The 25152-nt window shown below is 48.6% G+C and carries 27 protein-coding genes; 17 read left to right on the top strand and 10 right to left on the bottom strand.

Annotated elements, in window-relative coordinates; all coding sequences use genetic code 11:
• The coding region (locus tag CCE91_RS12325) for a hypothetical protein (RefSeq protein ID WP_234996317.1) at positions 1–187 on the top strand (187 nt) is incomplete at its 5' end.
• A 27-nt stretch (positions 188–214) separates the two neighbouring features.
• On the opposite strand, the gene CCE91_RS10180 is transcribed toward CCE91_RS12325, so the two are convergent.
• On the bottom strand, positions 215–1804 hold the full coding sequence (locus CCE91_RS10180) for a S8 family serine peptidase (protein WP_086435174.1): 1590 nt from the start codon (positions 1802–1804) through the stop codon (positions 215–217).
• Between the two features lie 229 nt (positions 1805–2033).
• On the opposite strand from CCE91_RS10180, the gene trmA reads away from it, so the two are divergent.
• Complete coding sequence (trmA, locus tag CCE91_RS10175; RefSeq protein ID WP_086435173.1) at positions 2034–3143, top strand: tRNA (uridine(54)-C5)-methyltransferase TrmA; 1110 nt, start codon at positions 2034–2036, stop codon at positions 3141–3143.
• Here trmA and CCE91_RS10170 read toward each other — a convergent pair.
• The 4 genes from CCE91_RS10170 to efp all read right to left on the bottom strand — a co-directional run bounded on the left by CCE91_RS10170 (position 3136) and on the right by efp (position 5608).
• Complete coding sequence (locus CCE91_RS10170) at positions 3136–3504, bottom strand: MerC domain-containing protein (protein ID WP_086435172.1); 369 nt, start codon at positions 3502–3504, stop codon at positions 3136–3138. The two genes, trmA and CCE91_RS10170, sit on opposite strands and share 8 nt — an antisense overlap.
• Before the next feature lie 89 nt (positions 3505–3593).
• Positions 3594–4559, bottom strand: coding sequence for an elongation factor P--(R)-beta-lysine ligase (gene epmA / locus CCE91_RS10165; protein WP_086435171.1), 966 nt, complete (start codon positions 4557–4559; stop codon positions 3594–3596).
• A complete protein-coding gene (locus CCE91_RS10160) occupies positions 4560–5003 on the bottom strand; it encodes a hypothetical protein (RefSeq protein WP_086435170.1) in 444 nt (147 codons plus the stop codon).
• A gap of 35 nt (positions 5004–5038) precedes the next feature.
• On the bottom strand, positions 5039–5608 hold the full coding sequence (efp, locus tag CCE91_RS10155; RefSeq protein ID WP_086435169.1) for an elongation factor P: 570 nt from the start codon (positions 5606–5608) through the stop codon (positions 5039–5041).
• Positions 5609–5725: 117 nt separating this feature from the next.
• Here efp and epmB point away from each other — a divergent pair, with 117 nt between their 5' ends.
• Both epmB and CCE91_RS10145 read left to right on the top strand, forming a co-directional pair.
• On the top strand, positions 5726–6727 hold the full coding sequence (epmB, locus tag CCE91_RS10150) for an EF-P beta-lysylation protein EpmB (RefSeq protein WP_086435168.1): 1002 nt from the start codon (positions 5726–5728) through the stop codon (positions 6725–6727).
• A 38-nt stretch (positions 6728–6765) separates the two neighbouring features.
• Positions 6766–7074, top strand: coding sequence for a hypothetical protein (locus tag CCE91_RS10145; protein WP_086435167.1), 309 nt, complete (start codon positions 6766–6768; stop codon positions 7072–7074).
• Here the strand turns inward: CCE91_RS10145 and CCE91_RS10140 are convergent.
• From CCE91_RS10140 to CCE91_RS10130, 3 genes are all read right to left on the bottom strand, one after another.
• Positions 7071–7580, bottom strand: a complete 510-nt coding sequence (locus CCE91_RS10140) for a DUF3016 domain-containing protein (RefSeq protein ID WP_086435166.1) — start codon at positions 7578–7580, stop codon at positions 7071–7073. The two genes, CCE91_RS10145 and CCE91_RS10140, sit on opposite strands and share 4 nt — an antisense overlap.
• A gap of 164 nt (positions 7581–7744) precedes the next feature.
• Positions 7745–9379: a chaperonin GroEL gene (groL, locus tag CCE91_RS10135; RefSeq protein WP_086435165.1), complete on the bottom strand. Its 1635-nt coding sequence runs from the start codon at positions 9377–9379 to the stop codon at positions 7745–7747.
• A 71-nt stretch (positions 9380–9450) separates the two neighbouring features.
• Positions 9451–9744, bottom strand: coding sequence for a co-chaperone GroES (locus tag CCE91_RS10130; protein ID WP_086435164.1), 294 nt, complete (start codon positions 9742–9744; stop codon positions 9451–9453).
• A gap of 178 nt (positions 9745–9922) precedes the next feature.
• Between CCE91_RS10130 and cutA the strand changes: the two genes are divergently transcribed.
• From cutA to CCE91_RS10070, 12 genes are all read left to right on the top strand, one after another.
• Complete coding sequence (gene cutA / locus CCE91_RS10125; RefSeq protein ID WP_086435163.1) at positions 9923–10258, top strand: divalent-cation tolerance protein CutA; 336 nt, start codon at positions 9923–9925, stop codon at positions 10256–10258.
• Positions 10255–12045, top strand: coding sequence for a protein-disulfide reductase DsbD (locus CCE91_RS10120; RefSeq protein ID WP_086435162.1), 1791 nt, complete (start codon positions 10255–10257; stop codon positions 12043–12045). The genes cutA and CCE91_RS10120 overlap by 4 nt, the downstream gene beginning before the upstream one ends.
• Positions 12046–12193: 148 nt before the next feature.
• Positions 12194–12661: a type II 3-dehydroquinate dehydratase gene (aroQ, locus tag CCE91_RS10115; protein ID WP_086435161.1), complete on the top strand. Its 468-nt coding sequence runs from the start codon at positions 12194–12196 to the stop codon at positions 12659–12661.
• 41 nt (positions 12662–12702) lie between these two features.
• Positions 12703–13173 carry an acetyl-CoA carboxylase biotin carboxyl carrier protein gene (accB, locus tag CCE91_RS10110; RefSeq protein ID WP_086435160.1) on the top strand — a complete coding sequence of 157 codons (471 nt, stop codon included), beginning with the start codon at positions 12703–12705 and terminating at the stop codon, positions 13171–13173.
• Positions 13174–13196: 23 nt separating this feature from the next.
• On the top strand, positions 13197–14546 hold the full coding sequence (gene accC, locus CCE91_RS10105) for an acetyl-CoA carboxylase biotin carboxylase subunit (RefSeq protein ID WP_086435159.1): 1350 nt from the start codon (positions 13197–13199) through the stop codon (positions 14544–14546).
• A gap of 6 nt (positions 14547–14552) precedes the next feature.
• Positions 14553–15434, top strand: a complete 882-nt coding sequence (gene prmA, locus CCE91_RS10100) for a 50S ribosomal protein L11 methyltransferase (protein WP_086435158.1) — start codon at positions 14553–14555, stop codon at positions 15432–15434.
• A 102-nt stretch (positions 15435–15536) separates the two neighbouring features.
• Positions 15537–16508 carry a tRNA dihydrouridine synthase DusB gene (gene dusB / locus CCE91_RS10095; RefSeq protein WP_086435157.1) on the top strand — a complete coding sequence of 324 codons (972 nt, stop codon included), beginning with the start codon at positions 15537–15539 and terminating at the stop codon, positions 16506–16508.
• A gap of 9 nt (positions 16509–16517) precedes the next feature.
• A complete protein-coding gene (gene fis, locus CCE91_RS10090; protein WP_086435156.1) occupies positions 16518–16811 on the top strand; it encodes a DNA-binding transcriptional regulator Fis in 294 nt (97 codons plus the stop codon).
• A gap of 66 nt (positions 16812–16877) precedes the next feature.
• Entirely contained in the window at positions 16878–18449 is a 1572-nt protein-coding gene (gene purH / locus CCE91_RS10085; protein WP_086435155.1) for a bifunctional phosphoribosylaminoimidazolecarboxamide formyltransferase/IMP cyclohydrolase, read from the top strand.
• 121 nt (positions 18450–18570) lie between these two features.
• Positions 18571–19416, top strand: a complete 846-nt coding sequence (locus CCE91_RS10080; RefSeq protein WP_086435154.1) for a class I SAM-dependent methyltransferase — start codon at positions 18571–18573, stop codon at positions 19414–19416.
• A gap of 27 nt (positions 19417–19443) precedes the next feature.
• Positions 19444–20730, top strand: a complete 1287-nt coding sequence (gene purD, locus CCE91_RS10075) for a phosphoribosylamine--glycine ligase (RefSeq protein WP_086435153.1) — start codon at positions 19444–19446, stop codon at positions 20728–20730.
• Positions 20731–20833: 103 nt separating this feature from the next.
• Positions 20834–22636, top strand: coding sequence for a GGDEF domain-containing protein (locus CCE91_RS10070; protein ID WP_086435152.1), 1803 nt, complete (start codon positions 20834–20836; stop codon positions 22634–22636).
• Between the two features lie 25 nt (positions 22637–22661).
• On the opposite strand, the gene maoP is transcribed toward CCE91_RS10070, so the two are convergent.
• On the bottom strand, positions 22662–23027 hold the full coding sequence (gene maoP, locus CCE91_RS10065) for a DUF413 domain-containing protein (RefSeq protein WP_086435151.1): 366 nt from the start codon (positions 23025–23027) through the stop codon (positions 22662–22664).
• 192 nt (positions 23028–23219) lie between these two features.
• Between maoP and CCE91_RS10060 the strand changes: the two genes are divergently transcribed.
• Positions 23220–23654, top strand: coding sequence for a VOC family protein (locus CCE91_RS10060; protein ID WP_234996316.1), 435 nt, complete (start codon positions 23220–23222; stop codon positions 23652–23654).
• An 83-nt stretch (positions 23655–23737) separates the two neighbouring features.
• On the opposite strand, the gene CCE91_RS10055 is transcribed toward CCE91_RS10060, so the two are convergent.
• The gene (locus tag CCE91_RS10055) at positions 23738–25147 is read right to left on the bottom strand and encodes an FAD/NAD(P)-binding protein (RefSeq protein WP_086435150.1); all 1410 of its coding nucleotides are present in this window, start codon (positions 25145–25147) and stop codon (positions 23738–23740) included.
• Between the last annotated feature and the right edge of the window lie 5 nt (positions 25148–25152).

Raw genomic sequence — 25152 nt, 5'->3', positions numbered from 1 at the left:
TGGCGGCTTCGTGCCTTGCCTTAAGCGTGGGGCGCATTTTAGAGATTTAACTCGCCCCGTCAAGCGCCTTTTTCATGTTTTGAGGTGTTTTTTTACTGCTTGGTTAGTTTTTCATCCACACGGTTATTTTCCGTACTCAGATGTTAAGAAAGCCAACAAAAAACCCGCCGAAGCGGGTTTTGTTTAAGAGTTCTTAGCTAGTAAAGATAAAAGCTTACTTCTTACCGCCCTTACCATTACCTTTACCTGGACCGCCGGTATCACCGCCGTCAGAACCGCCACCGTCATCTACTGAACCGCTACAACCGTTAGCAGTTAGATAATCAACAGCGCCCTGAGTTTGCACCAAACCATGACCATAAGCATTATCACGACCAGTTGCACCTAAGTCTTTTGCTGATGCGTTCAATGCACTACGAATGTCATTGTTGCTACATTCAGGGAAGTGGCTCCAAACGAGTGCAGCAACACCTACAACATGAGGGGTAGCCATTGAGGTTCCGTCGAAGAACGCCCAATCACTTGCTTCCACAGCTACAGTTGCGCTGTTACCAACTTCACTTAGCAAGGTTGCACCATCGGTATCAGATACACCTACTGAAGGAATGCTGGTAACAACTTCGCCCATGGTACCCAACAATGGACCGGCTTCATTATTATAGATAACAGCACCAACACCACCGCCAGCTTCACAAGCCTGAACTTTCTCAGCAAAGCTAATGTTGCCACGCTCAATTAAACAAACCGCACCTGTTGCACCCGTACAAGTTTGCTCACCTAAACCACAGTCCACAACATTGCCAGTTGCAGATGCTTTTGGCGTGCCATCCATCGCCAGTGCATTATAAGCGATACCGCTTACTGTTAGCTCAGTTCGCTCTCCAGTTCCGCGTGGTACCGAAGATAAAACGGAAACACCCGGACCGGCTAGTTCAACCTGCGCCGTTTGCTGGGAAAAACTAGCAACAACTTCGTTGGCATCTATAGCTGCAACAGAAACAACTGCGTCATAGGAAGCTGGGTATGAATCACGCGTATTGCCGTCGTTACCCGCAGCGGCAATACTCAAAATGCCTTCATTGTTCAACTGAGTAAAAGCACGATCTTCGGTGCGGTTGGCACGACTTCCACCTAAGCTCATGTTAATCACGTTGGCACCGTAGTTTGCACATTCTTCAGCGGCAGCAACCAGTGATGATGAATAGCTCCAGCCGTCAGCGCCAAACACCTTAACAATGTGCAGGTTAATGTTGTTATTCGGCATCACACCAACAACACCCTCACCATTTGCAAGGGCCGCAATAGTTCCCGCTACGTGAGTACCATGACCGTTTTCGTCGGTATACCAATTACCCGTGCCGCTGTCGAACACGCCATCGACACCAGAACTTTGCAGATCAGGATGTCCCAAATCATAACCAGAATCGATAATACAAACTTTGCGGTTACCAGCAACACCGTCGCTAACCAAGTCTGCTTGAACCATTTCGATGCCGTATGGTTTACCCGGCTCAAATTCAGTACTCAGCAATTGACGACGCGTATCTTCTTCTACATAAAGTACGTTCGGGTTATTTTGCAGACCCTTTAGCGCTTGCGTTGGTACCGATACTGCAACCGCACCAAAGCGTTGCAAATCAACTTCCTTTTTACCGCCAGCAGCATTCACTGCACGCTCAACCTGGGCAGCTGAGCCAGCTTTAAACCCAATAATGACTCGCTCTTTTTCTGGCTGAGCCTGAGCAGCAGCGGCAATGGTTAGCGCTAGGGCACCAACGGCGAAACTCTTAACTCGAGTAGACATAGATATTCCTTATTGTTTTATATTTATTTGTTATCTAAGCCCTTGGCTACATCAGCTCTCGCTAACCAATGGTTCACCGATTGTTACATACTGTTACAAGTTAGCAACATAATTGTGACATTAGATTTATGTTGGATATTTGTTTAGTTTTTAAAAGTAATGGTGAAGCGCTAGACATTCAGTTATCAAGCTCTACAATTTGCCACCTTGAAATCAGCAAGAGGTTGCCATGACACATAAACGGATTCATCCCGAGCAGTATCCAGAGCAGTTAGCGCAGAAAGAAGTGCGCCTGAGCGAGCTATTGGCACCTTACTATCAGCAACCTTTGGCGGTGTTCCCGTCACCCGCTACGCACTACCGAATGCGTGCCGAGTTCCGAGTGTGGCATGAGCAAGACGACTTGTATTACATCATGTTTGATCCCGATACCAAGGAGCGTATTCGCATTGATGAGTTTATTCCCGGCAGCGAGTTAATGAATAAACTGATGCCTAGTCTTCTTGCGGTAATAAAGGACAACCCGGTATTACGCCGTAAGTTGTTTCAGGTCGACTTTCTAACCACCACCTCAAACCAGGCGGTGATTAGTATGTTGTACCACCGGCAACTAGAAGATAACTGGCAGGAACAAGCCACCACCTTAGCTGATCAACTAAAACACGCTACCGGCGCCAGTATTGTGAATATAATTGGGCGCGCTAAAAAGCAGAAAGTATCGGTTGGCGACGAGTTCGTTACCGAAACCCTAACCATTCATGAGCGGGACTACTATTTCGAACAAGTTGAGAACAGTTTCACCCAGCCTAACGCTGCAATTAACAAGGCTATGGTGGAGTGGGCACTAGCTGCCACGGAATCAAGTAACCATGATTTACTGGAGCTGTATTGCGGTAACGGTAACTTCAGTTTACCTATGGCACAGAACTTCCGAAAAGTTCTGGCAACAGAAATAAGCAAAGTATCAGTTGCTTCTGCACAAAAGAATATTGAGCTGAACAAAATAGATAACGTAACTATGTTGCGTATGTCAGCTGAAGACTTCAGCGCCGTAATGGAAGGCCAGAAAGACTCAAGACGCGCCAATGAAGCGCAGGTTAGTGAGTTTAACTGTGAAACCGTGCTGGTGGATCCGCCGCGAGCCGGACTGGATGAAGGTACTCTGGCATTAGTACAGCGCTATCAGAAAATTATTTATATTTCCTGTAACCCAAATACCTTGGTTGAAAACATTGCCGCACTGGCAGACACACATCGCGTGACGAAAGCCGCGTTATTTGATCAGTTCCCGTATACGGAACATATGGAAGCAGGGGTAGTGCTGGAGAGGTTTAACTAACTCGGGCGCGTAGCAACCGCAAATTAACCCAATGCGCAATAATAATGAGCGACGCACCGGCTAAAATAATAATAGGTTCACCCAGTTCGCCCATGGTGTCTTTTTGTGAGTAGATAAGACCACCCACCAGCAATAAAGCAATGGGATACCAACGCGCATGTTGGCGAGTGCCTAAACTCAGCGCGATAGCGCCAACTAGTATGCTGGTACCTAAAATAGTTTTTTCTAAAGTTTCGGCGCCAATAAAAGACAATCCGATGAGCGACAGCATTGGCAGTATCACAGGCAGCAACAAGCAATGGATCGCACAAACGGCGGTCACCCACATACCTGTTTTGTCTAATGATTTAACGCTGCTCATACTATTTGAAATCCGCTAGCTGCTGAAGTCTTGTTATATTATAACATATCTTTTTTAACAGCAAGGGGGGCTCAGAAAATCTCTTTTCATCAGGCGCGATGAAGTGGAAACGCAAGAACCTCATCGATGTGCGTGGCGCCAGCCTGCAACATCAGTAACCGATCGATACCGAGAGCAACACCGGCGCACTCCGGCAACCCAGCCTTTAAAGCGGCGAGGAAACGTTCATCCGTGGCCATTTCGGTTAATCCTAACGCCCTGCGCTGGCGATTATCTTGCTCAAAGCGTTCCCGTTGAACAGCTGCGTCGGTTAACTCAGCAAATCCGTTGGCTAATTCCACCCCTTTAAAATACAGCTCAAAGCGTTTGGCTACTTTCGGATTGTTATTATCAAGCTTAGCTAGTGCCGCCTGGGAAGCCGGAAAGTCATACACAAATACGGGCTGCTGTTGGCTAAAATAGGGCTCAATAACAGTAACCATTGCCAATTGCAGTAAGGTGTCTAAATCAGTTTCATGCTTTACCAGGTCAGCAATTTCTGGATGTACCAATAATACATCCTGTAAATCTGCAAAGGCATCCACGCTCAGCGGATCAATTTCAAGTTCATCTATAAACAGTTGCTGGTAGCTAATTCGACGTGCCGGCGGGCAGTCCAACACTTGCTGCATCAAACTGTTAATTTCATCCATTAACTGCACATCGTCAAAGCCAACCCGATACCACTCGAGTAACGTAAACTCCGGATTGTGAAAACGGCCTTGTTCGTCATCACGAAATACTTTCGTTAACTGGTAAATAGAACCACAGCCAGCCGCAAGTAAACGCTTCATGGAATATTCGGGAGATGTGTGTAAAAACAACGGCGGTAAATTTGTGTTCGCTGAACGTACAGCCAGGTTTTGTAGGTGCACATCGCTCACGCCAAAAGCACTTAATGCCGGCGTTTCCACTTCAAGTACCTTGCGTTCGAAAAAGAATTCACGGATTTGCCGCAGCAACTGGGCACGTTGCTCAAGCATACTTAGGGTTGCGGTAGGTCGCCAATCGCTCATTTAATGTAGTTGCTGCCAAAGTTGTTCAACGCGATCTTGCTGCTCGGGTGTTAACGGCTGCTGCAGTTTTTCGAGCAACGCAAAGGTTGCCGCTGGGCTTTCGAGCATATGCCGAACCGACCGGCGCGGAATGGCGGCCATCATTTGATTCAACATATAAGTTTGCAGGTGAGGCAAAGACACAATATTAATGCTGTGCGCGAGCTGATTCTGCTCACACCACAGCATTAATTCGTGTAGCGGTGGAATAACTTCTGGTCCGCCAAGTTGCCAGCCTCGAATGTCATTAATCCGAATCCAGGGCTGGCCAATAATGGGAGAGGCTGCGGCGCGCACCGCATCGCTATAGCGCTGGGCAAAATCTTTGTTGATACCGCCCTGGACAATAATCCAAAGCACTTGCCCGAACTGTTCAATGACGAACCGACTTGCCGATTTTGCCATCACTTACCCCATCAAAATAGTTCTATCAGACTAGACTATTTTTGGACGCGTGATACATATTCTCCAGAACGAGTATCAACTTTAATCACTTCACCAATTTGCACAAACAGCGGAACCTTAACCACAGCGCCGGTTGATAAGGTTGCCGGCTTGCCGCCAGTACCTGCCGTATCACCTTTTAAGCCTGGATCCGTTTCGGTAATTTCCAGTTCCACGAAGTTCGGTGGGGCCACCGCAATCGGATTACCGTCCCATAGGGTGATGGTACAAACGTCTTGTTCAACCAGCCACTTCACGCTGTCGCCAACAGCTTTCTCATCTGCAGCAACTTGCTCGAAAGTTTCATTATTCATGAAGTGCCAGAACTCGCCGTCGTTATATAAATAGGCCAGTTCAACATCAAGTACGTCAGCGCCTTCTACGCTATCGCCCGACTTAAAGGTTTTTTCTACCACTTTGCCGCTGATTAACTTACGAATTTTCACTCGGCTAAAAGCCTGGCCCTTGCCCGGTTTAACCATTTCGTTTTCCAGGATGTTACAAGGTTCGCCATCCTGCATAATTTTCAGGCCAGCTTTAAACTCATTGGTGCCGTAATTTGCCATACATTCCTCAGATAAGTTTCAATGCACTGAATTCAACGCCAATAATAAACCAAAAAGTTATGCTTTTCAGGTAAAATAAATGTGTTTTGAAATCATCTAAGAAAGGCATGGTTCGGATTGAGTCAAATCGCTATTAGTGAAGTTCGTCCCCAGTGGCAGCAGGAGCTTGCGCAGGCCTGCTCTGATCCCGTTGAACTTGGGCAACTATTACAATTGCCGGAACACTTTATTCAGCAGAATCTGGCCGCGCGCCAGCTGTTCCCTATGCGCGTGCCCCATCACTTTATTAGCTTAATGCGCAAAGGTGACATTGCCGACCCTTTATTACGCCAAGTGTTGCCGCTTGCCGATGAATTTGTTCAAAAGCAAGGCTTCACCGAAGATCCGCTACTCGAGCAGGACTCCGAATTGCCAGGCCTGCTACACAAATATAAATCTCGGGTGCTGGTGGTATTTCGTGGCGGCTGTGCCATTAACTGTCGTTACTGCTTTCGTCGGCACTTTCCGTACGAACAGCATAGTTTTGGTCGTGAGCAGCAACAGCAGGCGTTGGACTATATAAGCCAACACCCTGAGCTGAATGAAGTGATTCTCAGTGGTGGCGACCCGCTCATGGCCAGCGACAAGCATATTCTGGCGTTTGCTAAGGCTTGTGCCGACATTCCACATATTAAGCGGCTGCGTATTCACTCCCGTTTGCCGGTAGTTATTCCCAGTCGCTTACAAAGCGCCTTGGCCGAACAACTGGTGCAAACTGGTCTGAAGATTATTCTGGTGATTCACGCCAATCATCCAAATGAAATCTCACCAGCATTGGCGGTGGGTTTGAACAGTTGGAAAGATGCCGGCGTTACCTTATTGAACCAAAGCGTACTTTTAGCTGGCGTGAATGACTCGGCAACGACGCTAATAGAACTTAGTGAAGCGCTATTCAGTGCACATACCTTGCCTTATTATCTGCATCAATTAGACGCAGTAGCCGGTGCCAGCCATTTTGCCGTAAGCGACGCTATCGCCTTGCAACTGTTAACAGAGCTTAGAAACGAACTGCCCGGTTTCTTAGTGCCGAAATTGGTGCGAGAATGTGCCGGTGAAGCCAGTAAAACACCATTACTTTGAACACGTCTTAAAACACTTCGAATAGAACGGAAATCAGCATGGATCAAATAGAAGAAAAGCTTCAGCAACAACTGCAGGATATTTATCGGCAAGTAGTAGATGCCGATCAGTATTTAGATGATATTCGCAAGCAAGGTGGTGCGAAGTTTAGTGATGTGTTCGCCAGCGACAGCATTTTCACTACCTCCAGCAATAAATTTCAGCCTTACCTGGCTGAAACCGTGCAGCACTTTGAAAGCTGGCAAGCGGACCGTGACAACGAAGAAAAGCTGCAAGCGGTGGTGCTCCGCCTACAGCTTATGTTAGAAACACTAGCTACGTTGAAAGTCGTTCGTCGCGCGAACTAGCTTGATTTTTTCGGGCCTTCGCCACTGTGGAACCAGTCCCGAATCATTTTCTTTTCAAAGTAGAGTCTTTCGTTTTGCGCACGAGAGGCTCTAGACACGCCATCTAAAAAGCGCATATCTTTCAGTTCAACACTGCGCTGTTCCACCACATTGCCACTGGCATCAGTAAGTTCTGACTTGAAATTAATACGAGGATACTCAATGTCATCCACGGTACGCACTTGTTTGGTTCTGCTACCTACCTCGGCAAAATCCAGTCGCCCAGCCAAATCCAAATCCGTGACTTTTACTTTCCAGGTGTAGCCTTCAGGTAAAGTGGTAGCGAGCTCCTGAAAATGAGCCGTTAATTCATTTACCAGACGCTCCTGATAGCCCGGCCGTTCATCCGCCGCCGCGCGAACATCGTGGAATTCATCGACGTCACCCCAGGTAACTTCCGCCGTGCCCGCATGCGCCGCTGACATGGCCATTGCATATAAACTTAATCCTAATAATGTACGTTTCATGGCAGTTCCTCCTTCGGAAATGCAAAAATCTGCACAAGCATTGTGCTTTATGTAACTACTAGTATAGACAGTTCATGCGGCATTAAATTCCATCGCCGGCATTCGCCCAAAAAAAAGAGCCCGCCAAGGCGAGCTCTTCTATTGTTACCGGTTAGCCAGGAGGCTTACATCATGCCGCCCATGCCACCCATGCCGCCCATATCCGGGGCTGCTGGTTCATCTTTTGGCAGTTCTGCGATCATCGCTTCGGTGGTGATCATCAGAGATGCAATAGATGAGGCAAATTGCAGAGCTGAACGGGTTACTTTAGTTGGGTCCAGAATACCCATTTCCAGCATATCGCCGTAGGTATCGTTACCAGCATTGTAACCGTAGTTACCTTCGCCGTTTTTCACGTTGTTAGTAACTACTGAAGCTTCAGCGCCAGCGTTGGTAGCGATTTGACGCAGTGGTGCTTCCATTGCACGTAACGCTAGTTTAATACCAACGTTTTGGTCTTCGTTGTCGCCACGCAGGTCAGCTAACTGGCTAGCTGCACGTACCAGAGCAACACCGCCGCCAGGTACTACGCCTTCTTCTACTGCTGCACGAGTTGCGTGCAGAGCATCTTCAACGCGCGCTTTCTTCTCTTTCATTTCTACTTCAGTTGCGGCGCCAACCTTGATTACTGCAACACCACCAGCCAATTTGGCCAGACGCTCTTGCAGTTTTTCACGGTCGTAGTCAGATGAGGTGTCTTCAATTTGTCCGCGAATTTGTGAAACGCGACCTTCAATTGCAGCTTCATCGCCATTGCCGTCAACAATAGTGGTGTTGTCTTTGTTAATCACAACACGCTTCGCTGTACCTAAATCTTCCAGCTGAGCTTTTTCCAGCTCCATGCCGATTTCTTCAGAAATCACAGTACCGCCAGTTAACACAGCGATATCCTGCAGCATGGCCTTACGACGGTCGCCAAAGCCTGGAGCTTTAACCGCAGCTACTTTCACGATGCCGCGCATGTTGTTTACTACCAGAGTAGCCAGCGCTTCGCCTTCAACGTCTTCCGCAATCAGCATTAGTGGCTTGCCTGATTTAGCAACGCCTTCCAACACTGGCAGCAATTCACGAATGTTAGAGATTTTCTTGTCTACTAACAGAATGTACGGGCTTTCCAGTTCAACAGTGCCGTTTTCCTGGTTGTTGATGAAGTAAGGAGACAGGTAACCGCGGTCGAACTGCATACCTTCCACTACATCAAGCTCGTCTTGCAGTGCCTGACCTTCTTCAACAGTAATAACGCCTTCCTGACCTACTTTTTCCATTGCCTTGGCAATGATTTCACCAATAGTAGTGTCAGAGTTTGCAGAGATAGTACCTACCTGAGCAATGGCTTTATTGTTGTCACAAGGCTGAGAGATTTTTTTCAGCTCTTCAACGGCTGCAATCACGGCTTTATCAATACCGCGTTTCAGGTCCATTGGGTTCATGCCAGCCGCAACTGACTTCAAACCGCCGGCTACAATAGCCTGGGCCAGAACTGTTGCTGTAGTAGTACCGTCACCAGCTTCGTCGTTCGCTTTTGACGCTACTTCTTTAACCATCTGTGCGCCCATATTCTCGAACTTGTCTTCCAGCTCGATTTCTTTCGCTACAGAAACACCGTCTTTGGTGATTACCGGAGAGCCATACGACTTATCCAGAACTACGTTACGGCCTTTCGGGCCCAAAGTTACTTTTACTGCGTCAGCCAGAATGTTAACGCCTTTCAGCATTCTCTGACGTGCGCTGTTACCAAAAATTACTTCTTTAGAAGCCATAATCTTTTTCCTCTTAATAATTCAGCTTAATTTCAGCAAATAGGGTTGGTCGTTTCATTGGCTTGCAAAAACTAGCCTTCAACAACAGCCAAAATGTCCGATTCGCTCATGATTAAATATTCTTCACCGTCAATTTTTTCAGTTTTGACGCCGTAGCCTTCGCTGAATAAAACTTTATCGCCTACTTTCACATCCAGAGCCTGAACGTCACCGTTCTCAAGGATACGGCCGTTGCCCACAGCAACAATCTCACCACGGGTAGACTTTTCTGCAGCCGATCCGGTCAGCACGATGCCGCCAGCTGACTTTGATTCTGCTTCTGAACGTTTAATGATCACGCGATCATGTAAAGGACGAAGTTTCATAGTTGATAACTCCTAAACCAAGTTTTGGGGTTGATAACAAAGCTCTTATAGCAAGAGCCGTTAAAAGATATGTGCAACATAAGTGGGGCTGAATTTCAGCAACACAAGGCTTGAGGCTAAATTTTTTTATCAATTTAGGTATACTGGGCAACCGATTTGAATCAGGAACCAAGCGACTATGAGCCAAGGCTATCAAGTGGTATTTACCAGTTGCCCAACCCAGCAATGTGCTGAGCAAATTGCCGGGCAATTAGTTACCCAAAAACTGGCGGCTTGTGTAACTATGTTGCCGCAGGCGCTCTCGGTTTATGAGTGGGAAGGTGAAGTGGTTACCGACCACGAGGTACTGTTGCTGATTAAAACGACCACCGCTAATATTGACGCGCTGTTTACCACTATTAAAGCGGCTCATCCCTATGTGACTCCGGAACTAATTGGCGTAAGTATTAGTCAAGGTTCTGATGACTATTTGCAATGGCTGGATCAAATAACTAAAGGAAGCACCCATTCATGACCACAGCAGTTCCCGTTCGATGGTTTGCCATTTGTTTAGTGGTATTGCTTGGCGGCTTCAGTTGGCCAGCAACTGCGTTACAAACGGACTTCCTAAATCAGCAAGACCAACAGGAACAGCGCTTCTTACCCGTTGATCAGGCCTTTGAGTTCGACTTCCGCCAACGCGGACAAGAGTTGGAAATTAGCTGGGACATAGAACCGGGCTATTACTTGTATCAACATCGTTTCCAGTTTGAACCGGCCAGCATTCTGGCCGAAACCGTTACTTTTCCCGAAGGTGAAGCGCACAGCGATGAGTTCTTTGGCGAAAGTATTATTTATCGCGACGAAGTACGCTTAACGGTGCAACTTGGCGACGTTGCTGCCGACCAACCTCTAACTGTTGGTTATCAGGGCTGCGCCGACGCAGGTTTATGCTATCCACCTACCGAAAAAGTTATTTATTTACAGGCCGCGGGTAATCCAGCCAATGCCGCCAACGCCGCCTCCAGCCGGGTAGAACAAGTTGCGGCAGGTAGCCAGTCGGCCTCGGGGTTTGCCGGTCAACTCAGCGAGCAACCGCTGCCGTTGGCTTTGTTAGCCTTCTTTATATTAGGTATTGGTTTGGCATTCACACCATGTGTGCTGCCTATGTATCCAATTATCTCCAGCATTATTCTAGGGCAGCAGCGCGCCAACAATAATCAACTTAGCACTGGTCGGGCGCTCAGTTTGTCGCTTTCCTATGTACTTGGCATGGCGGTTACTTATACCGGGCTTGGCATCTTGGTGGCCCTGGCGGGTATGCGCTATCAGGCCGCGCTGCAACATCCGGTTATTTTAAGCATTATTGCGGTTTTGTTTGTGGTGCTGGCATTAAGCCTGTTGGGTCTTTACAACCTGCAAATGCCAGCGGGGCTGCAACAGCGAATTAATCAGCTTAGTAATAAACAACGCGGCGGCGCCTTCACCAGCGTATTTATTATGGGGGCCCTGTCAGGTTTAGTGGTTTCCCCTTGTACCACCGCGCCGTTGTCCGGAATATTATTGTTTGTGGCCCAATCCGGCGATGCCATGATTGGCGCCACTGCACTGTTTTCACTAAGTTTGGGCATGGGCGTGCCGCTGTTGGCGGTTGGTACCTCCGGCGGTAAGTTGTTACCCAAAGCGGGTGCCTGGATGGAGTCAGTTAAACGGTTCTTCGGGATACTGCTAATTGGCGTTACCATTATTATGATTGAGCGCTTATTACCGCTGGTTGTTGGGCAATGGCTGTGGGTGATTTTCTTCTCACTAAGTGGCATTTACATGCTGCATCAGGTGCTTGGTCATGCCCGCGGTTGGCGTGCAACCTTAGTTGCAACCTTGATTGCTGTTGCCAGTGGCAGCGGCATCTTATGGCAACTGCCCAGCACTTCTGCAAGCGCTAACCATTTAGCCTTCACCCAAGTCAGCAACCTCAGTGAACTGAATCAGCAGTTGGAACTAGCCCGCGAGCGGCAACAACCGGTGATGTTGGATTTGTATGCGGACTGGTGTGTGGCCTGCAAGGAATTCGAACGTTACACCTTTAGTGACCAGCAAGTGCAGCAGCAGTTGAATAATTTTGTGGTGTTGCAGGCCGACGTAACCGCTAATAATGAAGCTAACAACGCATTACTTGAGCAGTATCAGGTGTTCGGGTTACCAACTATTTTATTCTTTGATTCAACCGCGAGCGAATTACCCGGGCAGCGCGTAACCGGTTTTATGAATGCTGACGACTTTTTAGAACATTTGCAGCGCGTTGATTCAACTCAGCAATAGCAAAGTCTGTCGCATATTGCAGCGAAATGCTCTGATAAGACCAGTATTTTGCTGCTAATTGATTATTTTTCTCTATAATGGCAATGACTGCGCTCCCTTAGTGGGCGCTACATTCTACAAATACACGTTCGCAGCATATAGCAGCAAGATGACAGCAAACAAACAAGAAAGTCCAAAAATATTACTCATTAACGGCCCAAACCTGAATCTGTTGGGTGAACGCGAGCCGCATATTTACGGTTCCGATACCTTAGTTGCTATCGAGAATCGGTTGCAGCAGCAGGCCGGTGAGTTAGGTATAAGCCTGCAATGTAAGCAGTCAAATGCCGAGCACCAGTTAATTGACTGGGTGCAACAGGCCGCCACTGATGAAATCGACTTTATTGTGATTAATCCAGCAGCTTACACACATACCAGCATTGCCTTGCGCGATGCCCTTGCTGGTGTTGCTATTCCATTTATTGAAGTGCATTTGTCGAACATTCACGCCCGTGAGGCGTTTCGTAAACATTCTTATTTATCAGATCTCGCCGTTGGCGTTATCTGTGGCTGTGGCGCAGACGGATACACCTATGCGCTGCAAGCAGCGGTTAAAAAATTACAACTGACAACATAGTCAGCACACACTCACTTTTGTTACTGGGGTAAGTCAAAGTCATGGATATTCGTAAAATAAAAAAACTCATCGAATTGGTGGAAGAATCGGGTATTGCCGAATTAGAAATTACTGAAGGCGAAGAGTCCGTTCGAATCCACCGCGGTGGCAGTGCTGCCAGCATGCCTATGCATTATCAACAGCCGATGCAAATGCAAGCACCTATGCAACAAGCGCCAGCGCCAGCTGCTGCGGCACCAGCTGCGGCTCCTGCGCCTGAAGCAGAGCCGGAAATCACCGGTCACGTAGTTAAATCACCAATGGTTGGTACTTTCTACGGCGCACCAGCACCTAGCGCCAAAGACTTCGTTTCGGTTGGCCAACGCGTGAATGCCGGCGATACCCTGTGTATTGTTGAAGCGATGAAAATGATGAACCAAATTGAAGCCGATAAAGGTGGTGTAGTTAAACAAATTCTGGTTGAGAACGGTGAACCCGTAGAATTTGACCAGCCTTTATTTATTATCGAATAAACACCCGTAAGCAGGAAATTATCATGTTAGATAAGGTCGTTATTGCTAACCGGGGTGAAATTGCCCTGCGTGTGCTGCGCGCATGCAAAGAGTTAGGTATTAAAACGGTTGCGGTGCATTCCACCGTGGATCGTAATTTGAAGCACGTATTACTGGCCGACGAGTCCATTTGTATTGGTAATGCGCCGGCTACCGACAGCTATTTGAATATTCCGCGCATTATTAGTGCAGCGGAAATTACGGATGCCACAGCAATTCACCCAGGTTATGGCTTTTTAGCCGAAAACGCTGATTTTGCTGAACAAGTAGAACAATCAGGCTTTATTTTCGTTGGCCCTACCGCCGACGTGATTCGTTTAATGGGCGACAAAGTATCGGCCATTAAAGCCATGAAAGAAGCCGGCGTTCCATGTGTGCCAGGTTCTGATGGACCACTGGGCGACAATGACCAAACCAATTTGGAAATTGCCCGCCGCATTGGTTACCCCATTATTGTGAAAGCAGCTGGTGGTGGCGGCGGCCGCGGTATGCGAGTCGTGCGTCAGGAAAGCGAAATGCTGCAAGCCATTAGCACCACTCAGGCGGAAGCCGGTGCTGCTTTTGGTAACCCTGTGGTTTACATGGAAAAATTCCTGGAAAACCCACGTCACGTGGAAGTTCAGGTATTAGCTGACGGCCAGGGTAACGCTATTCACTTGGGTGAGCGCGATTGCTCGATGCAGCGTCGTCACCAGAAAGTAGTGGAAGAAGCACCAGCACCGGGCATTACTCCGGAACTACGTAAGTTCATTGGTGAGCGCTGTGCACAAGCTTGTATTGATATTGGCTATCGCGGTGCCGGTACCTTTGAATTCTTATTTGAAAACGGCGAGTTCTTCTTTATTGAAATGAACACCCGTATTCAGGTGGAGCACCCGGTTACTGAAATGATTACCGGTGTTGATTTGATCAAAGAACAGCTGCGTATTGCTGCCGGTATGCCACTGGCCATAAAGCAAGAAGACGTGATTGTGCGTGGTCATGCTATTGAGTGCCGTATTAACGCCGAAGACCCAGACACCTTTATGCCTTCGCCGGGTACTATTACCCGTTTTCACCCGCCGGGTGGCTTAGGTGTGCGTTGGGATTCTCACGTATATGCCGATTACCGCGTACCACCGAACTATGATTCGATGATTGGTAAGTTGATTACCTACGGTGAAACTCGCGAAGTAGCGATTGCCCGTATGCGTAACGCACTGGCTGAAATCATTATGGAAGGTATTAAAACCAACGTGCCTTTGCAGAAAGACATTATGGCTGATAAGAACTTCCAGGCTGGTGGCACCAATATCCATTATCTGGAGAAGAAACTTGGTATGGGCGGTCACTAACAGCTTATGCCATGGATTCAGTTAACGGTTGCAGCTTCCGAGCTGCACGCGCCGCAGGTCGGCACTATGCTTCAAGCCAACGGCGCGCAAGCCGTAACTTATCGGGATGCGCAGGATAACCCAATCTTCGAACCACCACTGGGCGAAGTATTGTATTGGCAGGAAACGCTGGTCACCGGCCTGTTTCCTGCCGAAACTAATCTGCAACCCGTGCTGCAGAACTTAAAGCAGTCGGCCATTTTCCGCGACAACTTCAGTTATAAAACCGATCCGCTGGAAGACAAAGACTGGGAACGTGAATGGATGGATAACTTCCACCCTATTCAATGCGGTGACCGGTTGTGGATTTGTCCGTCCTGGCGCGAAGTGCCAAATCCTGACGCTGTGAATGTGATGCTAGACCCGGGCATGGCCTTTGGTACCGGTACTCACCCCACTACCGCGCAATGCTTAACCTGGCTTGATGGACAAGATCTCACCGGCAAAACAGTGGTGGACTTTGGTTGTGGCTCGGGCATTTTAGGTATTGCCGCACTAAAGCTTGGCGCCAAACAAGTGATTGGTATTGATATTGATCAGCAGGCGTTAATTGCTACTCGTGAAAACGCCGAACGCAATGGCGTAGCCGAAGGGATGCAGGTTTATTTGCCGTCGCAACAACCTACGCTTGAAGCTGATATTGTACTGGCGAATGTATTGGCCGGACCGTTGCAGGAACTGGCTGATATTATTAGCGCCTACGTAAAACCTGAAGGTAACCTGGTTATGTCAGGTATTCTGGAACGGCAGATTGATGCTGTGCAGAGTGCGTATGAACCGGTATTTAGCTTTGCACCCCCGCAAATACAAGACGATTGGGTGATGCTCACCGCGCGCCGTTGTCAATAGTAATTTTTGCAAAAAAACCTTGTTTTGAACAATAAATAGCCTTTCCTTTATGGGGTAAATTACCTAAAATTTCCGACCCTTGAGTTGCACAGTTTTTAACCGATGCGGATTGGACCTTATTCTCTCGATAATCCAGTAATACTAGCCCCAATGGCTGGTGTCACTGATCAGCCGTTTCGACGGCTGTGTCATGAATTAGGTGCCGGGCTTACCGTTTCGGAAATGCTGTCGAGCAACCCGCGGGTATGGGATTCAGCAAAATCACGTCAACGTATGCTACATGGTAATGAGCCTGGCATTCGAGCGGTGCAAATTGCTGGTTCTGAACCCGAACTTATGGCTGCTGCGGCACGCCATAACGAGGCACACGGCGCCCAAATTGTTGATATCAACATGGGGTGTCCGGCAAAAAAGGTAAATAAAAAGCTGGCAGGCTCGGCTTTACTGCAACACCCCGCGCTGGTGAAAGAAATTATTCGCGCTGTGGTTGCTGCCGTTGAGGTTCCTGTCACCTTGAAAATAAGAACTGGTTGGGATCCTGATAACCGCAATGGCGTTGCCATAGCGCAACTGGCAGAGCAAGAGGGAATTCAATCACTGGCAGTACATGGACGCACGCGTGCATGCATGTACAAAGGTCAGGCTGAATACGACACCATTAAAGCCATTAAACAGGCGGTGTCGATACCTGTGGTAGCTAATGGCGATATAGATTCGCCGCAAAAGGCCAGACAGGTTTTAGAGTATACCGGTGCCGATGCCATTATGATTGGCCGCGGTGCCCAGGGAAATCCATGGTTGTTTCGCGAAGTTGCGCATTATCTGGCAACCGGCGAACAGCTTAGCAGCCCACCTATCACCGAAGTTGCGGAAGTAGTGCAGCGCCATGTTGGCAATTTGCACGAGTTCTACGGTGAGTTTACGGGGGTTCGGATGGCCCGAAAACATATTGGCTGGTACTTGCAAAAGCAGGCATCCGCCGTTGACTTTCGCCGTAACTTTAATGCCATTGAGCACGCTTGCGAGCAGCTTGATGCGCTGGCGAATTATTTTGAAACTGTAGAGAAGAGATAGAGCGCACCTATGTTTGATCAAAACGTAAATCGTGACCAGGTATCCCCATTAACGACTATTGGTAACAACGCCCAGCCAAAACCACTACGTGATTCGGTAAAGCAAGCAATCCGGTCTTTTTTGCAAGCTCTGGAAGGACAAGATCCGGAAGAGTTTTACGAGTTGGTTTTAGCCGAAGTTGAGGCACCATTGCTGGAAGAGGTCATGACTTACACTCGCGGCAATCAAACCCGCGCAGCAACAATGCTTGGCATCAACCGCGGTACGCTACGCAAAAAACTGAAAAAATACGGCATGAACTAAGTTTTGCCGTCCCAAAAAAGAGCGCCTTATGTGCTCTTTTTTCTTTTTTATTTCAGAGGTTAATGAATCATGCAAGCTCGCCCTATTCAACGCGCCCTGTTAAGTGTGTCCGACAAAACCGGTATTGTAGAATTCGCCCAGGCTTTGGCTGAACGCAATATTGAACTGCTTTCCACTGGTGGCACCGCCAGTCTTCTGCGCCAACACGGCCTTACCGTTACCGACGTATCAACGCATACGGGTCACCCGGAGATTATGGATGGCCGCGTGAAAACGCTGCATCCAAAAGTACACGGCGGCATACTCGGGCGTCGTGAGCAGGACGAAGCGGTAATGAGCGAGCATGGTATCGCCCCTATCGACATGGTGGTGGTGAACTTGTACCCATTTGCCGCCACAGTGGCAGACCCAAACTGCAGCCACGAAGACGCGGTAGAGAACATCGACATTGGCGGCCCAACCATGGTTCGTGCAGCGGCGAAGAATCATCGCGATGTAACTATTATTGTAAACGCCGCTGATTACGACCGCGTGCTGGCAGAAATGGATGCGCAGCAAGGTTCGCTGAGCCTGCCTACCCGCTTTGACTTAGCCATTAAGGCATTTGAGCACACCGCCCAGTACGACGGCATGATTGCGAATTACTTCGGCGCGCGTTTGCCACAGCAGGAAGACAGCTTCCCACGCACCTTTAATACCCAATTACAGAAAAAACAAAGCCTGCGCTACGGCGAAAACAGCCATCAGCAAGCCGCTTTTTATGTTGAAAGCCAGCCAGCAGAAGCCTCAGTGGCCACGGCAACTCAGCTGCAGGGCAAAGCTTTATCCTTCAATAACATTGCCGACACGGATGCCGCACTAGAATGTGTGAAATCTTTTAGTGAACCAGCCTGCGTTATTGTGAAGCATGCTAACCCTTGTGGCGTTGCTATTGGCGAAACCATTACTGACGCCTATGCGCGGGCGTTTAAAACCGACCCAACCTCGGCCTTCGGTGGCATTATTGCCTTCAACCGTGAGTTAGATAAAGCCACCGCCGAAGCCATAGTGGCACAGCAGTTTGTGGAAGTGATTATTGCCCCGGTGGTAAGCGCGGAAGCTCGTGAAGCCGTGGCCAGCAAAGCCAATGTGCGTTTATTGGAATGTGGCCAGTGGCCAGCCGAGCGCAGCCCAGCTTATGACTACAAGCGCGTTAACGGCGGCTTATTAGTGCAAGACGCTGACCACGGTCAAATTAATGCCGCAGACTTAAAAGTAGTTACCAAAGTAGAACCAACCGAGGCACAGATTCGTGACTTGTTGTTCTGCTGGAAAGTGGCAAAATTTGTAAAATCTAACGCTATTGTTTATGCCAAAGATTCCATGACTATTGGCGTTGGTGCGGGTCAAATGAGCCGCGTTTACAGCGCAAAAATTGCTGGCATTAAAGCTGCGGATGAAAACCTGCAAGTAGCTGGTTCAGTGATGGCATCCGATGCTTTCTTCCCATTCCGCGATGGCATTGATGCTGCAGCGGAAGCCGGAATCAAAGCTATTATTCAGCCGGGTGGTTCTATTCGTGACGACGAAATTATTGCAGCCGCTAACGAGCATGGCATTGCCATGGTATTTACCGGCATGCGCCATTTCCGTCACTAAGCCAGTTACTGCCGAAATGATCATTTTGAGAAATGATCGAGCAAGCGTTGTTCGTTCGTATTAGACTAGTGGAAACTGTTGATTCATTAGAAACTTTCGTTTGATACAAAAGGATTATGCAATGACAGCCTTAACTAAGTTTTATACAACGGCGCTAGTAGCAGCGCTTAGCTTTTCTTTCTCAGGTTCTGCTTTAGCGGATCATCACAACAGCGACCCGAAATTACTGGAAGCTGTGAACGCTGATGTGCGCAGTGATAAAAACAAGGCCCGAGATGAGTTCCGTAATCCGGCAGACACTCTGGCCTTTTTCGGTATTCAACCGGACATGACCGTGGTCGAAATTTCACCGGGCGGCGGCTGGTATACCGAAATTCTTGCCCCTTACCTGAAAGAAAACGGTAAGCTTTATGCAGCACACTTCCCTGCATCTAGTGAACGCGAGTATTACCAGCGTTCACGCGCTAACTTTGTTGAGCGTGTTGAAAATGAACCAGCCTTCAGTGAAATAGTAGTGACCGACTTCGCACCCGATAAAGAGTACGAAGTAGCGCCTGCCGGCAGTGCTGATATGGTACTAACCTTCCGCAACCTGCATAACTGGTACATGCAAGGTGGCGAAGACGGCGTGAAGAATGCCTTCACCTCGTTCTACAAAGCCTTGAAGCCAGGTGGTGTGCTTGGTGTGGTCGATCACCGTTTACCGGAAACGCGTTCCGATGAAGCGGCTAAAGAAAGCGGCTATATGAAAGAAAGCTGGGCGGTTCAGTACGCCGAAGCGGTAGGCTTTGAGCTGATTGGCTCCAGTGACGTAAATGCGAATCCAAATGACACGGCTGATTATCCGCGTGGTGTGTGGTCGTTACCACCAACACTCGCACTGGGTGAAGAAGACCGTGACAAATATCTGGCTATTGGTGAAAGCGATCGCTTCACCTTGAAATTTGTAAAACCAGAACTTCCGTAACCTTTAACAAGAGAGCTATAACGGCACATGAAAGTATTGGTAATTGGCGGTGGTGGCCGCGAGCACGCGCTGGCTTGGAAAGCAGCGCAAGCACAACAAGTTGAACATGTATTTGTGGCTCCGGGTAACGCCGGCACGGCGTTGGAACCCTCCATTTCAAATGTTGCTATTGCAGCGGATGATATTGACGCACTGCTGACATTTGCCAACAGTGAAGCTATCGGCCTTACCATCGTAGGGCCGGAAGCGCCGTTAGTAGCTGGTGTTGTAGATCGCTTTCGTGAGACTGGACTGAAAATATTTGGTCCAACTCAGGCGGCTGCGCAGTTGGAAGGTTCTAAAGCTTTCAGCAAAGACTTTCTGGCTCGCCATAATATACCAACCGCCGCTTACGCTACTTTCACTGCTGTTGATGACGCCAAAGCTTACGTACGCGAACAGGGTACGCCTATTGTTATTAAGGCCGACGGTTTAGCAGCAGGCAAAGGCGTTATCATTGCGGAGTCGGAGCAACAGGCGAACGATGCTATTGACGACATGCTCTCTGGCAACAAGTTTGGTGATGCCGGTAGCCGTGTAGTTATTGAAGAATTCCTGGTTGGTGAAGAAGCTAGCTTTATTGTGATGGTTGATGGCAAAACCGCGTTGCCGTTCGCTTCCTCGCAAGATCACAAAGCACGCGACAACGGTGACAAAGGCCCGAATACTGGTGGTATGGGCGCCTATTCACCTGCTCCGGTAGTAACCGCCAAGGTGCACGACTGGGTTATGCAACATGTGATTCAACCAACGGTTGAAGGCATGGCTGCTGAAGGTAACACCTATACCGGCTTTTTATATGCCGGCTTAATGGTCGCTCCCGATGGCACTTCGAAAGTACTGGAGTTTAACTGTCGCTTTGGTGACCCTGAAACCCAACCCATTATGATGCGGCTGCAATCGGATTTAGCTGAGCTTTGTCTGAAAGCAGTTGATGGTAAGCTTGCCGACACCAGCATTGAGTTTGATGAGCGGCCGGCACTGGGCGTGGTATTGGCTGCCGGCGGTTACCCCGAGTCATATAAGAAAGGCGACGTGATTCAGGGTTTAGATACGCTTAAAGGTGAAGACATTAAAGTGTTTCACGCCGGTACCAGTGAGCAAAACGGTGAGGTTGTGACTAACGGTGGTCGGGTACTATGTGCCACTGCGTTAGGCGCCACAGTAACTGCAGCGCAAAAACGGGCTTACGAACTTACCCACACTATTAGTTGGGACCAGGTTTATTTCCGTACCGATATTGGTCATCAGGCCATACGTCGGGAAACTAAGTAGTAATCAAGCAGGCGCTGCCGACAGGCAGCGTCGCTGTCATAAAAAAGTCATTGAAACTGCGTAGACTAGTCAAATAAGCCCTTAGCATTTTGCGTGGAATTTTATGACTCTAGCAGTGTCAGTCAATGACAGCAGCGAAGCAGAAAGCCTGCGTGGCTTATTGCGGCAGCGTCAGTTACATCCCATATTCCAGCCAATTATTGATACCCTGTCAGGGCAAATTATTGGGCACGAAGCCCTCATTCGTGGCCCCGTTGGTCACCCGCTGGAATACCCCAACGATATTTTCCGAGTAGCGCAACAGCACCAGTTGCTTTCCGAACTTGAAATTAACTGCCGTGAAGCAGCCTTTAATCGCTTTCATCAAAGCTGTATGTCGGACTACCTGTTTCTGAACATTAACCCGAATGTGTTGCGCGAGCATGGTCATCCGCAAGGCTGCACTCTAGCCATGGCGAAGCAACTTGGGATTTCCGCTAAACGTGTCGTTATAGAGCTTTCTGAAAAGTATCCGGTTGATGACCCCAGTATTTTAAAAGTTGCGATACAAAGATATCGTGATGCCGGATTCTTAATTGCCATCGATGATTTAGGCGCTGGTTATTCAGGGTTACAGTTATGGTCTGAGCTGCGCCCCGACTACGTTAAAATTGACCGGTATTTTATTGCCAATATTCATCGCGACGCGGTTAAACGTGAGTTCGTGCAAAGCATATTGGGCCTTGCTCGTGCCATGCACGCCAAGGTTATTGCCGAAGGTATTGAATGCATTGAAGAACTGCGTCAGCTACAGCAGCTTGGTATTCATATTTGCCAGGGCTATCTGCTCGGGCGTCCCCAAGCTGAGCCATTGCAGGGCTTGCCGGCTGAAAAATTATCACAGCTGCGCTCGCGCGCTAACTCGCAAACCGAAACCATTGGTCTGCTACAAGAAGTAGTACCTACCGTAAGCCCCCCCACTGCTGCACTGGCCGTACTCGACATGTTTGTGCAGGAACCTGAGTTATTGTCGCTACCCGTGGTTGACGGCCAGCGTGCAGTTGGCCTGGTACGACGCGAGCGTCTCATGGAATTATTCTCTGGTTCCTATGGCCGGGCACTTTATGCCAACAAATCTGTTACCCGGGTAATGGACCACAACCCGCTGATTGTTGAGTTTGACACCCCGCTTGATCATGTTAGCCAGCTCATTACCGAAGACCATCAAATTGATGTGTCCCGACAATTGATGATTACCAAAGATGGTTGCTATCAGGGTGTTGCTTCAGTACGTAACTTACTACGAAAAATTACCGATTTACGGATTCAGAATGCCCGTTATGCGAACCCGTTAACGCTGTTGCCAGGTAATGTACCTATTTACCGAGAAATTGATAAATGGCTGGGTAGCGGTGAAGCCTTTCGCGTGGCCTACTTTGATTTAAACAACTTCAAGCCCTACAACGACGTATATGGCTATGGTAACGGCGACAAACTGCTGCAGTGGGTTGGCGATATTCTGCGCGAGGAAATTTTGGCCGAGGGGCACTTTGTCGGCCATATAGGTGGTGATGATTTCGTGGCTATTTTTGCGGAGAACAGTAAATGGCGACAGCACTGCGATAATGTTATTAGCCGCTTTGAAAACCAAATTCAGCAGTTTTACACGCAAAAGGATGCGCTGCGCGGTGGTATTGTTGCCACCACACGTACCAAAGGCACAGCCTTTTATGCTTTGTTGGGTATAGCAATTGGTGTGGTAAAACCGGATGCGACGCACTGCTTGTCGCATCATGACGTGGCAGTACTGGCTTCAGAGGCAAAAAAACAGGCGAAACAAGCAGGCAAAAGTGTTTGTTTTATCAGTCGGCGGCGGCGTCCGGCAGCACAGTTGCCTGACCACGCCGATCATGGCGCCGCTGTATAGCCGCGCCATAAGGTTTCAGCAGTACTTAGTCTTCAACAACAATATCGTCGTCCAGATCCGGCACACTCTCAAATGCGTCGTCAGTATAACGGCTGCGGCCATACATGCTGCCAACCTTCGGCCGATTAATACGCGACTGATATTTGCTCCAGGTTTTCTCAATGGGCGACTCGGCAGCTTTTTCGCCGCGGGCAACCTGCAGCAACGATTGTTCTTCGTTGTTCTGCGGTTCAAGTTCACCACTCATTAAGGCACTGATCAGGCTTCCATGCTTGGCCAACAAGTCGCTTTCACGAATTGAGAAATCGCCGGAACGGGCGAATCCGTATGGATAATTTTTAAAGTCATTAAATGACTTTCTCATGACTAACTCTCGATTTACCGTTGCCATAGTGAGCCCTTCCTCATAACCAACAACACCATGCGAAAACTGCTATCGCATTTCATGTCAGACGATATAGAGTGGTAATTAAATCTTGTCAATGTTTTTTTCAATTGTCATGTAAATCAGTAGTTTCAAGAATTCGACAAGGGCACGAAAAGCGGCTACTTTGGCTATTCATCAACTGAAAGAGCACGACCAATGCAAGCAACAATCAAGTTATTATTAACACTTATTTTTATTTGCATGACAGCACTGCCGGCTAGTGCCAAAGAAGAAGTAGAAGGCATAGGTGGATTCTTCTTTAAAGCCGAAAATCCAGCCAAACTGGCAACTTGGTACGAGCAGCATCTGGGTGTTAAAAAAACACCGACAACCTATGAAGAGCAGCCCTGGCAGCAACAAGCTGGTGCTACGGTATTCGGTGTATTCAATGATAAAACCCAATACTTTGGCCGCAACGAGCAGCGCTGGATGATTAACTTTCGGGTAAAAGATTTAGACGCCATGATTGCGCAGCTAGAAGCTGCTGACATCGAAGTTACTCTCGATCCTGAAACCTATCCAAATGGGCGCTTTGCGCGACTGGAAGACCCTGAAGGTAACCCCATTCAACTGTGGGAACCCATTCCTTAAGGGAAGTAACAAAGAGCAGCGCATTTTGGCCTTGCAAGGTGTATTCCGACGTATGGAAACGGGGGATTTCGGCTGCTTTTTTATTAAGCCGGCTTGGCCGCTAAGCTGTCAGCCAGTTGATGTGCAAGCACACGAATGTCAGGAACTGCAGTAGTTTCCCATAAAGCACCACGTAACAAGCTGCCCAGTACGTAAACGAGTTTTGATGGCTCTCCTGTATGTTCCAGCACAGCAAAAGATTTCGGGTCAGCAGCAACGCCGAACCCCAACGCATCAACTTGATAACGGCCGCGCTTTATTTCAGCAAATAGAGGAGCGTCGACTGAAGTGACTCCGTTGCGGGATGGCCCAGTACAATTTACCACCAACGATGCTTCAATCTGCGAAGTACTCCCGTTGTTATGACTTAACTGAACAGTCAGTGCTTCGGCATGTCCGGAAATACTCGTCAGCCGTGCCTGTTGATAGATTAGCCGGCGCAGCTGTTGATCCTGCTGCAAGGTGGCATAAATATCACCGGGTACGCGATGGCGAATGACGTTCCAGCGACTAGCGAGATGGCGCATAAACTGTTGCTTTTCGGCGATGGTCCATTGCCGCCAGATGGACTGCACGTGTTCTCTTATCGCAGCTACGAAGGCTTCCGGTGAAATTCCCTGTTTCGCCAGCGTACGCAACGTTCGGGCGGCTAATAACAGTTGCTGTTTCAACGATTTCAGGCGCACAAATTGTTCGCCAAACTCATGCGGATTCACACCAATGTCGGTCAATGTAGCGAAGCTGTGCGGAAGCGGCGCCAATCCCTTGCGGGATAAAGCGATAACTGGATTACCAATACCTTGCGAACGCAGTGCTAAATACGTATCTACCATAGTTAACCCCGCACCAATCAAAACCACTGGCAGGTTCTGGTCGACGGGATGAGGAAATTTTGCAATCCATGGATTCGAAACCAGAATTGGCAGATGCTTTAAGTCTGGTGACTCTAAGCAGTTGGCCCACGGTGGTTCGGAAGGCTTGTTTCCAGTCGCTATTACCACCCGATTGGCTTCCAACTGCTCACCGTTGCTACAGGTTATTTGCACGCTCGTCAAATGGGCCTGTAGGCTGCTCACCTGCCCATCAATCCATTCAACGCTGTGCCCAACCGAGGCTCCTGAGCGCTGCGCTTGCGTCACTCGCTGCTGCAAATAAGCGCCGTACCAGCGACGTTCCACGAAGCTTTTTAGCAGCTCCTCGCGTGGAGTAGCACTAAACTCAGCTTGTTCACAAAGGAAGTTTACGAAATCATGGGGATGTTGTGGGTACAGACTCATATTGCCAGCCACCACATTCAAGCGATGATTGCGCGCCGCGCAACGATAGGCGATACCCCCGAACCAGGTTGCTTTGGGTGCAATAATGTAAATGTGCTGCGGGATTGGCTGTTTCAACAGTTGGCACGTTAATGCCACGGCGCTAAAACCACCACCAATGATCAGTAATTTTTGCATGATTG

This window comes from Pseudidiomarina planktonica (genome assembly GCF_900177775.1).
Classification (GTDB): domain Bacteria; phylum Pseudomonadota; class Gammaproteobacteria; order Enterobacterales; family Alteromonadaceae; genus Pseudidiomarina; species Pseudidiomarina planktonica.
Note: the sequence above shows the minus strand (reverse complement) of the source record. Positions and strands in the feature narration are given on the sequence as shown.